This is a genomic window from Clostridia bacterium (assembly GCA_017410375.1).
GTDB lineage: Bacteria > Bacillota > Clostridia > RGIG6154 > RGIG6154 > RGIG6154.
On record JAFQQW010000014.1, the window covers coordinates 1 to 10,694 of the forward strand.

Annotated in this window: 13 protein-coding genes; 3 read left to right on the forward strand and 10 right to left on the reverse strand. The window is 44.6% G+C overall.

Annotated features, from left to right (window positions below):
• Nucleotides 1-140: 140 nt before the first annotated feature.
• Genes IJE10_01845 through IJE10_01875 form a run of 7 tightly spaced genes read right to left on the reverse strand, consistent with a single transcriptional unit; the run spans nt 141 to nt 5,994 of the window.
• Nucleotides 141-752 (reverse strand): CvpA family protein, encoded by a 612-nt coding sequence (locus tag IJE10_01845; protein MBQ2966849.1) that lies wholly within the window; start codon nt 750-752, stop codon nt 141-143.
• Between the two features lie 12 nt (nt 753-764).
• A complete protein-coding gene (locus IJE10_01850; GenBank protein MBQ2966850.1) occupies nt 765-1,883 on the reverse strand; it encodes a hypothetical protein in 1,119 nt (372 codons plus the stop codon).
• Nucleotides 1,858-2,622 carry a tRNA pseudouridine(38-40) synthase TruA gene (truA, locus tag IJE10_01855; GenBank protein MBQ2966851.1) on the reverse strand — a complete coding sequence of 255 codons (765 nt, stop codon included), beginning with the start codon at nt 2,620-2,622 and terminating at the stop codon, nt 1,858-1,860. The genes IJE10_01850 and truA overlap by 26 nt, the downstream gene beginning before the upstream one ends.
• Nucleotides 2,619-3,419: an energy-coupling factor transporter transmembrane protein EcfT gene (locus tag IJE10_01860; protein ID MBQ2966852.1), complete on the reverse strand. Its 801-nt coding sequence runs from the start codon at nt 3,417-3,419 to the stop codon at nt 2,619-2,621. The genes truA and IJE10_01860 overlap by 4 nt, the downstream gene beginning before the upstream one ends.
• Nucleotides 3,420-3,440: 21 nt before the next feature.
• Nucleotides 3,441-4,283 carry an energy-coupling factor transporter ATPase gene (locus IJE10_01865; protein MBQ2966853.1) on the reverse strand — a complete coding sequence of 281 codons (843 nt, stop codon included), beginning with the start codon at nt 4,281-4,283 and terminating at the stop codon, nt 3,441-3,443.
• Entirely contained in the window at nt 4,280-5,116 is an 837-nt protein-coding gene (locus tag IJE10_01870) for an energy-coupling factor transporter ATPase (GenBank protein MBQ2966854.1), read from the reverse strand. The genes IJE10_01865 and IJE10_01870 overlap by 4 nt, the downstream gene beginning before the upstream one ends.
• Before the next feature lie 14 nt (nt 5,117-5,130).
• Nucleotides 5,131-5,994, reverse strand: coding sequence for a class I SAM-dependent methyltransferase (locus IJE10_01875; GenBank protein ID MBQ2966855.1), 864 nt, complete (start codon nt 5,992-5,994; stop codon nt 5,131-5,133).
• A 172-nt stretch (nt 5,995-6,166) separates the two neighbouring features.
• On the opposite strand from IJE10_01875, the gene IJE10_01880 reads away from it, so the two are divergent.
• On the forward strand, nt 6,167-7,300 hold the full coding sequence (locus tag IJE10_01880) for a Gfo/Idh/MocA family oxidoreductase (protein MBQ2966856.1): 1,134 nt from the start codon (nt 6,167-6,169) through the stop codon (nt 7,298-7,300).
• A 19-nt stretch (nt 7,301-7,319) separates the two neighbouring features.
• Nucleotides 7,320-8,102, forward strand: coding sequence for a sugar phosphate isomerase/epimerase (locus IJE10_01885; protein MBQ2966857.1), 783 nt, complete (start codon nt 7,320-7,322; stop codon nt 8,100-8,102).
• 16 nt (nt 8,103-8,118) lie between these two features.
• On the opposite strand, the gene IJE10_01890 is transcribed toward IJE10_01885, so the two are convergent.
• Entirely contained in the window at nt 8,119-8,718 is a 600-nt protein-coding gene (locus IJE10_01890; protein MBQ2966858.1) for a DUF4364 family protein, read from the reverse strand.
• Between the two features lie 50 nt (nt 8,719-8,768).
• The gene (locus IJE10_01895; GenBank protein MBQ2966859.1) at nt 8,769-8,999 is read right to left on the reverse strand and encodes an HPr family phosphocarrier protein; all 231 of its coding nucleotides are present in this window, start codon (nt 8,997-8,999) and stop codon (nt 8,769-8,771) included.
• Between the two features lie 108 nt (nt 9,000-9,107).
• Here IJE10_01895 and mtaB point away from each other — a divergent pair, with 108 nt between their 5' ends.
• Nucleotides 9,108-10,400 carry a tRNA (N(6)-L-threonylcarbamoyladenosine(37)-C(2))-methylthiotransferase MtaB gene (mtaB, locus tag IJE10_01900; GenBank protein ID MBQ2966860.1) on the forward strand — a complete coding sequence of 431 codons (1,293 nt, stop codon included), beginning with the start codon at nt 9,108-9,110 and terminating at the stop codon, nt 10,398-10,400.
• Nucleotides 10,401-10,418: 18 nt separating this feature from the next.
• Here mtaB and IJE10_01905 read toward each other — a convergent pair.
• The coding region (locus IJE10_01905) for a hypothetical protein (protein ID MBQ2966861.1) at nt 10,419-10,694 on the reverse strand (276 nt) is incomplete at its 5' end.

The window sequence follows — 10,694 nt, forward strand, 5'->3', positions numbered from 1 at the left end:
ACTTCGCCTCTCGACGTACCTTTGTACGCCTTCGGGTAACCCCAAACCGCGATGCAACGCGGTTTGGGCTCAGTTTGTCCATTCCAAACATTTTTTCCTATTCCCTAAAAAAGGGCTGTAATAAATTTACAGCCCCTTTTTTATCCTTTAAATAATGTCAGCAAAATGTTTGTATCATAAACAAGCTTTACAAGAAAACCGTTTTCGATACCTGCTTTTACAAATGCCATGTCGTCGGAAATGCCGAAAAGTACTAAAAGTGCCGTCAGCACCCAAACGGCAATCAGACCTTTTGTTGCGCCTAAAATACCGCCCAAAAGTTTGTTAACAGAACGAAGCACGGGCAATTTCATAACCTTTACAAGCAAACCGCCCACAAACATGGACACGAATATCGAAAGAACATAAATCAGTGCAAACACCACAATGCTGATGACAAAATTCGCTACCGCTTTTGCTACCAACTCTGCCGTAGAATCCAGCGCAGCAAAAAAGAACGCCATCTCCTCTAAATTGTTTTTTGTACTGAAATCCACCGCCATACCGTCAATCCAGCTTTGGACAAAGGGTAAATTCAAAAGGAGCTTCTGTAGCGGGGCACGAAGAATGGCAAAAAGAACAATGGTAACCACAAAAGAGCACACCCCAACCACGCTCTTTGCCGCGCCCTTACGCACACCGAGAGCGACAAAAAAAATCAGAATAGCAATCAGGATAACGTCCATTACCAGTCCGCTTATAAATCCGTTCATGGAATTCCTCCTTTAAAATCCGAATCTCACCTCATAAATGTGAATGGTGCTGTCTGACAGGGTCGCGAAGGATTTACCGCCATTAAACAGCTTGATACTGCTGCAATCACTTTGCAGCTCGCCGCGGGATTTCACAATTCCGCTTGTCCGCATCACGCAAACATTCCGCAGACCTGCTGCCGCTACAAAGCCGTCATGCATATCAAGAGCCGTAACTTCAAAGTCTACATCCGCACAACCCTTTACCTTCAGATTATCCTTAAAGACAAGGATTTCACTCCCCGAAAGCATAGATCCCGAGGCATCCGCGCGGTTTAAGGCAACCGCAATTTCTTTCTTATCATCAAAGGAAAAGGCGTGTAAGTTTCTACCCATGAAGTCATACATATGCGAAAGTTTTCCGTTCTTGGTATAACAGTAGATGCCCTTGTCACTTAATATGTATGCATCCTTTTTGTCATAAATGATTTTATAGGCAACCGAGCCTTTAAGCACTGCTTCTCCCATGGGCTTTTCCTGTCTTAAATCAAAGAAATAAAGACTGCTTGCCACATCCTCGGCATTCGGGTCAAGTCCTGCTGCAACCATATATTTGTTGTTATCCGAAAGTGCCAGTGCTGTTACATACACACTTCCCGAGTACCATTTATATATGCAGTTTCCGAAGTTATTATATACCTTTACTACAGAGCGGTAGCCCGGTTCCCCGGTAACAACCGCGGTATAACCGTTCTCATTGACATCAATACCTGCAATCTGTTCGGTTTCTGCGATGGTTTCATATAGTGTGCCATCTTTCAAAATATTGATTTCGGCATTTTCGGTATCTGCTACCACCACATAGTCATCTGCCACGCCCATAAAGGGTGCTGCAGTCTGCAAGGCACAATCCCACTGATACTCGCCGGTTTTGTCATAGCACATAACACCCTTAGTGTTAACCGTTACAAGCTCATTATGTACCACTGCAATTTCGTGATCGCTGATGGTGTCTGCCGGCAACACAACCGGCTTATCCGAAATATGCATAGGCATAAAATAGTAGATGGCAAAATACAGAATCACCACCGTTAAGACAGCAATTATAATTATAAGATTTCTTTTTTTAGGATTCAGTTTCATTTTCGACATACGCTTCTCCAAAATACACTTTTTTCATATACAGCCCTTGTGGCGGTGCCGTAATGCCTGCACGGCTTCTGTCTTTTGACTTTATGATTTCCGCCAGATCTTCCGTGATTTTTCCGGCACCAATATAGCAAAGTGTGCCTGCCATTATCCGCACCATGTTATACAAAAAGCCGTTTCCTGTAACCTCAAACACGATTTTCCCGTTTTCTTCAAATACATTTGTCTCATAAATTTCGCGAACGGTGGTTTTGACCTGACCGCCGGATGCCATGAAGCCCAAGAAATCATGCGCACCCACAAATTTTTGCGCTTCTGCATGCATTTTCTGCACATCCAGCACATAAGGAAAATGCCATGCGTATTGCCGCCAAAAAGGATTTTCGTGACGGGTGTTATAAATTTCGTAACGATAGGTTTTCTTTTGCACCGAGAATCTGCCGTGAAAATCCGCATCCGCATCAAACGCAGAAAAAACGCGGATGTCAGGCGGTAGCTTCGTGTTTAGTGCAAAAGGAAATCGCTCAGCAGGAATTGCACTTTCAGTTTTAAAGGTAGCAAGATAGCAAAGGGCATGCACCCCTGCATCGGTTCTGCCACAGCCCTCTAAAAAAGAATACGAACCTGTAATTTCAGTGATTGCGGTTTCCATCGCCTCCTGCACCGTCATAGCATTGTTTTGCTTTTGCCAGCCGGCATAGCAGGTTCCGTCATAGGAAAGCAACAAGCCTATATTTCTCATACAAAAGCCTCCACAGCCCACAAGGCAACACCTAAAGCCAGCATCAGTAAAAAGCCGAACAGGTCAACCAGACCGAACTTTAAGGATTTCAGCTTGGTGCGGTGTACATCCCCCTGATAGCAACGGCATTCCATCGCAGTTGCCAGTTCATCTGCTCTGCGGAATGCACTTACAAATAACGGCACAAAAATCGGAATCATCGCTTTTGCCTTCTGCCAGAGATTTCCGCTTTCAAAATCTGCACCGCGGGCGCTCTGGGCTTTTATAATTTTATCGGTTTCTTCCATAATTGTGGGAATAAACCGAAGGGCAATGGTCATCATCATGGAAAACTCATGCACGGGAACTTTAAGCTTCTTCAAAGGTCTTAAAAGAGTTTCAATACCGTCGGTTAAGGCAATGGGTGTTGTGGTTAAGGTCATCATGGAGGTGGCAACAATCAAAAGACAAATCCGCACCGCCATAAAGCCTGCAAGGCTTAACCCCTCATAGGTTACCCGCAGAAAGCCCCATTCAAAAAGCACCTTGCCGTCGGTAAAAAACACATTGAAAACTGCCGTAATCAGAACCAGTATCCAAATGGCTTTTATACCGCGCAGAACATACAAAACAGAAACTTTGGATAAAGCAATAAAGCCTGCAAGGAACAGTACGACAGGCAAAAAGCCCCACCAGCTTTCCACCATAAACAAAGCCACGAGGAAAAAGATTGTCATTATAATTTTTGTTCTGGGGTCGGCACGGTGTACCACCGAATTGCCGGGATAATACTGTCCTAATGTAATATCTTTAAGCATTGCTTTTCCTTTCTTTCAAAATTAATGTGCAATATTTTTAAGCAACCATTCCGCCGCTTCTTTGGCACTGAAAATGGTTTCGGGTACATCCATACCCATTTTTCGCAGCTCACTTAAAATTTTTGTGATTTGCGGTACGTCCAGACGCATTCTTTCTAAAAGTGCACTGTCCCGGAACACCGCCTCGGGCGTGCCGTCTAAGGTCAAAGCACCGCCATGCATAACACAAACCTTGTCGGCATGCTTTGCCACATCCTCCATACTGTGGGAAACCAGCACAACGCTGATGCCCTTTTCGGTACGGATTTTTTCAATTTCATATAAAATTTTCTCTCTGCCAAAGGGGTCTAAGCCTGCCGCAGGTTCATCCAAAACCAAAACCTCCGGCTCCATGGCAAGCACCCCGGCAATGGCAACTCTTCGTTTTTGACCGCCCGATAATTCAAAGGGGGATTTTTCCATATATTTCTCTTTCAAGCCCACCATTTTCGCGGCAGCGTATACCCGCTCTTTGATTTCGTCTTCTTTTAAGCCGTAATTTCTCGGTGCAAAAGAAATATCTCTGTAGACCGTTTCTTCAAACAGCTGATACTCCGGATACTGGAACACCAGTCCCACCTTACGACGCACCTCTTTCATTTTTACGTCTTTGGAAAAGATGTTTGTGCCGTTCAGTAAAACCTCACCGCTTGTGGGTTTCAGAAGTCCGTTTAAATGCTGAATGAGTGTGGATTTGCCCGAGCCGGTATGACCGATGATGCAGGTGGTTTTTCCATCTTCTATAGTAAAGGAAACATCCTTTACTGCATAAATCAGCGAATCGGCATTTTTATAGGCATGGCTTAAATTTTTAACTTCAATCATCTGTCCATTCTCCTTTTAAATGCCTCGATAAACTCTTCGGCGGTCAGCACCGTTTCGCCAATGTCCAGTCCGCCCTGCTTTAAATAGTATGCAAGCTCGGTCGCCTGAGGCACACCCAAACGGAGCGATTTCATTTCCTGCGTTTTTTCAAATACATTACGGGGTGTGTCGTCCATAACCACTTTCCCCTCTTCCATCACAATCACGCGATTTGCCTGCGCCGCTTCTTCCATATAGTGGGTAATTAAAATCACCGTCATGCCCTGCTGATTGAGGCGCTTTACGGTATCCATAACCTCTTTTCTGCCAAGCGGGTCCAGCATGGCAGTAGATTCGTCTAAAATCAGGTATTTCGGGTGCATGGCAAGCACACCTGCGATAGCAATCCTCTGCTTTTGACCGCCCGAAAGGTTATGGGGCGCGGTGTGCATAAAATCATACATATCCACCGCCTTTAACGCATCATCCACACGGGTGCGGATTTCAAGGGGCGGAACACCTAAATTTTCGGGACCGAACGCCACATCCTCTTCCACAATGGTTGCCACCAGCTGATTGTCGGGATTCTGGAACACCATACCGACTCTTTTGCGGATTTCAAACAACAACGCTTCGTCCTCTGTATCCATATTCTCTACATAAACCTTACCGCCGCAAGGAAGATTCACACAGTTCAAAAGCTTTACCAAAGAAGATTTGCCCGAGCCGTTATGCCCTAAAACAGCTAAAAACTCGCCCGGCTTTACGGTAAGGGAAACCCCATCTACCACAAGGCGTTTGTTTTCCGCCTCGGGGCTGTCATAGGTACAGCTTACATTTTTGGTTTCAATCATAAGATTTGTTCCTTTCAGTCAAACAAACATCTTGCTGTGGAGCCACAGGGCAAAACCACCGGCTGATTCTGTACCGGAATGCCCAGCTCATCCGCCTGAATGGAGCGGATTTTAAACTTTTTGCCCAGCACCAGATGCATCATGTTAGACAGCACCGATGCCTGAAGCCCGGTTGTATAAGAATTGATTAAGAAAAACAGCGGTTTTTCGTCTAAGATTTTGGAGCATGCTTCAATTAAGGGGTATAAGCAATCCTCTAATTTCCAAACCTCGCCGTTTGAGCCTCTGCCGTACGAGGGCGGGTCCATAATAATGCCATGATAGAAATTACCGCGCCGTTCTTCTCTCTGTACAAATTTTAAACAATCATCCACGATATAACGAACCGGCTTATTTTCAAGCCCCGACAACTTTAAATTTTCCTTTGCCCAGGTCACCATGCCTTTCGAAGCATCCACATGGCAAACCGATGCGCCTGCCGCAGCTGCTGCCGCAGTTGCACCGCCTGTGTAAGCAAAAAGGTTAAGCACTTTTATGGGACGGTTGGCATTTTCAATGGTTTCGCGCACAAAATCCCAGTTTGCCGCCTGTTCGGGAAACAGACCTGTGTGCTTAAAGCCCGTGGGCTGTACCTTAAAGGTTAAATCTCTGTAATTTACGGTCCAGCTTTCGGGAAGCTGTTTTTTATATTCCCATTTTCCGCCACCAGATTTACTTCTGTGGTATACCGCATGTGCCTGCTTTGCAGAGGGCATACTGCAGTTCCAGATAACCTGCGGGTCGGGTCGGCGCAAAACAATGTCGCCCCACCGCTCTAATTTTTCCCCGTTTGCCGTTTCTAAAACCGCATAATCCTGCCATTTATCTGTTAAAATCATAGCTTCTTCCTCATTTATCATTTAATAACTTATTATACTACACTTTTTAAGATTTGTAAAGAGGTAGCCGACACAGTTTTTTGAGCGAAAAGTCCTATTTGTTGCACGTTTTGTGCCTTGTATTTTGAAAAGCATGCCATGTATAATAAAACTAAAGAAAGGAGCGGTTTTTATGAAGCCATTTAAAACATTTACGGTGGGTGTTATCGGCTGTGGCATGATTAGTCCCTGCTACTTCAGAAATCTGTGTGACGGAGATAACAAACGTTTTAAAATTGTCAAAGTAAAAGGCTGTTCGGACATAAAGCCAGAACGTGCCAAACAGAGAGCGGAAGAATTTGGCATTCTGCAAATGACCAACGAAGAAATTTTAAACGACCCGGAAATTGATATTGTATTGAATCTTACCAACCACACCTCTCATGTGGAGGTGATTGAGGCGGCACTCAGAGCCGGAAAGCATGTGTATTCCGAAAAAATGATTGCGCCCACCTTTGAAGAGGGTAAATACTTATATAATCTGGCAAAAGGCAAAGGGCTTATGCTTTGTGCGGCACCCGATACCTTTTTAGGCTCGAGCATGCAGACTGCACGTCGGCTTTATGATGCAGGTCTGATTGGCGAAGCGGTGGCAGGCAATGCCATCATGGTTCGCGGATATCATCACGAGCGGTTCCGCACCGACCCGGAAAGACGATTTGCATTTTGCCATGGCGGTGGGATTATTTTTGACATGGGTTGCTATTATTTTGCTTCTCTGATCAACCTTTTAGGTCCCATCAAGACCGTTTCAGGCTTTTCTCAGACCCGAGGGGCAAACGAGAGAGTGTACATGCATCCCGATCAGCCCCACTACGGCGAAATCATGAAAATTGAATCGCCCAACAACACGGCGGCGATTTTAGAATTTGAAAGCGGTGCGCTGGTAACACTTACCTCCACCTCCGAATCGGTCAGCGAGCATTATTTTATGATTCACGGCACAGAGGGTCAGTTAAAGCTTCCCGACTGCAACACCTATACGGGCGATGTGGAAATGAAGCTGAAAACGGGTGATTTTATGCCCATGCCCAAGAATTTTATGTTTACCGAGGACTGTCGCGGTTTAGGGCTTGCGGATATGTGTTATGCGATTTTAAACAACAGACCGCCCCGGGCTTCGGGCGAGTTGGCGCTTCATATGTTAGAGGCGGCAGATGCCATCACCAACCAAAAAGGCAACTACAAAATGACCACCACCTGCACCCGTCCTGCGCCCTTTGCACAAGGGATAACCGAATATCCTGAAATGGCGTTAGATCTTTAAATCAAAGGAGGAAAACAGTATGAAAATCGGCTTACAGATGTACACCATGCGTAACCAAACCAAAACCCAACAAGACTATATTGAAACCATAAAGAAAATCCACGAAATCGGCTATCGACACCTGCAGATTACAACGCCCCCCTTCTTCACCGTTGAAGAACATAAGGCGTTGCTGGACAAATATGAGATGACCGCCGACTCTGTTTTTCTTCCCTTTACACAGATTGAGGCAAACATTGAAAAAGCGGTTGCAGATGCCGCCATTTACGGTGTGGACGCCCTGCGCACCGACTCTATTCCGCAGGAATTGCGCGGCAGCGCAGAGGGCTACCGCACTTTTGCAAAAGAAGCCAACCGCATCGGTGCACTGTGCCGGGAAAAGGGTTTAAAATTTGTGTACCATTTCCATGCCTTTGAATTTATCAACTTTGACGGCATACGGGGTATTGACATTCTGTTAAACGAAACCGACCCTGAAAATGTGTATTTTATGCCGGATGTGTTCTGGCTGACCAATGCAGGCACCGAGGCATCCCGTTCGCTTTTGATGTTCAAAGACCGTGCGTTTATGATGCATGTAAAGGACTACGCCATCCGCCAATTAGAAGGTAAAATCGAAAGTGTGCCTTTCTTTTTTGCACCGGTGGGCACCGGAAACTTGTACTGGGAGGGCATCATAAAATCTGCCAAGGATATGCACATGAAGTATCTGATTGTGGAGCAGGATGAATGTGAAGGCGATGTGTTTGAAGCCATAAAAACAAGCTTTAACGCGTTGCAGAAAATGGGAATTGAAGCATAAAAAAAGAGTAGCAATGCTACTCTTTTTTGTTTTGTTCTTCTTTTAAAGCTAAGATTTCGGTGCACGCTTCCATAACCCTGCGGTAAAGGATTGCAGAGTGGGTTTCCATCGCTTTGGAAAGTGCCACTGCCGACTCCTTATCCGGCATAGTGATGTCTAAGTGCAGTTGGGGAATTTCCCGGTCAAACAGACGAAGGGATGCCATATGCACCTGCTCGTTGTATTTAACATACATGGCACTGACTGCGTCCCGTTTTTCCTTTTCTGTCAGACTTTCAATCAGTCCTATATCCACTGTTTCCCGCACAGAAATGGGTAATCTTGTATAAAAGTAACCGATAGACTCGGTGCCTTTGCTTGTAATGGACAGCATTTCATTGCCGCCCTCGGACAGAGACGAAAAGAAATATCCGTCTTCATTCAGCTCTCCGATTACACATTGCACCATAAAATAATTGGTTACAATGTTTTCCATGATGAAATCGGATAACCAGGTTCTGCTGATTTTATCCTTTTTACAAACACTTCGAGCCTGTTCTGCCACATACAAAACCAAAAGCTTAATATCCGGGATTTTTTCAATGGGATATTTATAGGATGATGGCGTATCTCGCATGGGATTCCTCTTGACTTTCGTAATTTTTTCTTATATAATTATATAGGATTTTATTCGATAACAAAGTCCTTCATTTCTTCCATGAAAGCGTCAGGCTCATCGGTAAACACTTCAACCTTGATGGGCTTGGACAAATCCAAAGAGAAAATACCCATAATAGACTTTGCATCTACAACATAGCGACCGGAAGTGAGATCCACATCGAAATCGTACTTGTTTACAGCGTTAACAAAGTTTTTAACGTCGTTGATTGAGTTGAGCATAATGTTAAAAGTTTTCATTATAAATTACCTCCCTTTCGTTTGTACTTTTATTATATAGTTTTACGGCTTTTAAGTCAAGTGATTTTTGGAAATTTAATCTAAATTTAATATAAGGAGTATTTTTACATGCGTACAGTTTCCTTTTGCACCTTAGGGTGCAAGGTCAATCAATATGAAACCGAAAGCTTAAAGGAGCTTTTGATTCGTCATAAATACAAGGTTTTGGATTTTAGCGAGGTATGCGACCTTTATGTCATCAATTCCTGCACCGTAACTGCTATGGCGGACAAAAAAACGCGGCAGATGATTGCCCGTGCCCGTCGTTTGAATCCCAAAGGTGTTATTGCACTTTTAGGCTGTATGACCGAAAAGCTGACCGAAGAAGAAAAGGAAGCTTTGGGTGTAGATTTAATTGTAGGAAACAGCGATAAAAATAAGCTTGCAGACCTTGTACGCGCCAAGACCTTTAAGCGAAACACTTTTTTGGCAGAAGATATTATGCATTGCCGTACCTTTACCGAAACCCCCATAACCGGCAGACACGCAGACCGTGCCCGGGGATACATCAAAATTCAGGACGGCTGTAACCGCTTCTGTTCTTATTGCATTATTCCTTACGTCAGAGGTCCGGTACGCAGCCGCGATTTAGAAAACATCACTATTGAAGCCGAAAAGCTTGCGGAAAATAAAATCCGCGAGGTGATTTTAACTGGCATTCAGGTAGGTGCATACGGTGACGATTTTAAAAAAGAAGTTTGTCTGGCAGATGCGGTAGAGGCTGCTGCAAAGCCTGAAAAAATATTGCGTGTGCGTCTTTCTTCCATGGAGCCGACCGCTATCACACCTGAATTTTTACAGCGGTGCAAGGACACAAACAAATTCTGTGACCATTTTCACTTGTCTCTGCAAAGCGGATGTGACAAGATTTTAAAAGCCATGAACCGTCGGTATACCACGGCAGAATATTTGGAAAAATGCAAGCTGATACGGGAATATTTCCCCGATGCTGCCATCACCACCGATGTGATTGTAGGATTCCCGGGTGAAACAGAAGATGATTTTATTGAAACTGTTTCCTTTTTAAGAGAAGCAAAGCTTTCTAAAATTCACGTGTTCCCGTATTCACCGAGGGCAGGTACCAAAGCATCCACGCTCCCCGACCAGAACACACGCCAGACCAAGCACGAGCGGGTGCGTGCGCTAACGCATTTAAGTGATACTTTGCGCAAGGATTTCATTGAAAGTCAGATGCACAAAAACAAGCAGGTTTACTTTGAAAAGTACGAAGACGGCTACAATTACGGTTATACTTCAAATTATATTTATGTGCGAAAAAAATTCAGCAAAAGCCTGATTGGAACAGTAAAGGAACTGCAACTGTCCGAGGTAGTGCTTTTTGACGAACAGGCAGAGGAATAAAAAGGGGCTGTAAATTTATTACAGCCCTTTTTTAGGGAATAGGAAAAAATGTTTGGAATGGACAAACTGAGCCCAAACCGCGTTGCATCGCGGTTTGGGGGTACCCGAAGGCTCGTCAGAGCAAACGATGCATTGGGCACCCTTCGTTTTACGACGAAGGGTTTCTTTTGCGCCGTTGCTCTTCCTCTTTCGCAAAAAGTTTTCACCGAAATACTTTTTGCGAGCCAGCCGAAAAGTATTGCTCGCAAACTTTTCGGCTAAAAGGAGGTGCAGAGTATAAAATGAGCAAAACAC

Coding starts and splice junctions, on each gene's coding strand:
- IJE10_01865 (MBQ2966853.1), bottom strand. CDS start 4,283: ATGATTGAAGTTAAAAATTTAAGCCATGCCTATAAAAATGCCGATTCG.
- IJE10_01845 (MBQ2966849.1), bottom strand. CDS start 752: ATGAACGGATTTATAAGCGGACTGGTAATGGACGTTATCCTGATTGCT.
- IJE10_01870 (MBQ2966854.1), bottom strand. CDS start 5,116: ATGATTGAAACCAAAAATGTAAGCTGTACCTATGACAGCCCCGAGGCG.
- mtaB (MBQ2966860.1), top strand. CDS start 9,108: ATGCGTACAGTTTCCTTTTGCACCTTAGGGTGCAAGGTCAATCAATAT.
- IJE10_01860 (MBQ2966852.1), bottom strand. CDS start 3,419: ATGCTTAAAGATATTACATTAGGACAGTATTATCCCGGCAATTCGGTG.
- IJE10_01880 (MBQ2966856.1), top strand. CDS start 6,167: ATGAAGCCATTTAAAACATTTACGGTGGGTGTTATCGGCTGTGGCATG.
- IJE10_01875 (MBQ2966855.1), bottom strand. CDS start 5,994: ATGATTTTAACAGATAAATGGCAGGATTATGCGGTTTTAGAAACGGCA.
- IJE10_01850 (MBQ2966850.1), bottom strand. CDS start 1,883: ATGTCGAAAATGAAACTGAATCCTAAAAAAAGAAATCTTATAATTATA.
- IJE10_01895 (MBQ2966859.1), bottom strand. CDS start 8,999: ATGAAAACTTTTAACATTATGCTCAACTCAATCAACGACGTTAAAAAC.
- truA (MBQ2966851.1), bottom strand. CDS start 2,622: ATGAGAAATATAGGCTTGTTGCTTTCCTATGACGGAACCTGCTATGCC.
- IJE10_01890 (MBQ2966858.1), bottom strand. CDS start 8,718: ATGCGAGATACGCCATCATCCTATAAATATCCCATTGAAAAAATCCCG.
- IJE10_01885 (MBQ2966857.1), top strand. CDS start 7,320: ATGAAAATCGGCTTACAGATGTACACCATGCGTAACCAAACCAAAACC.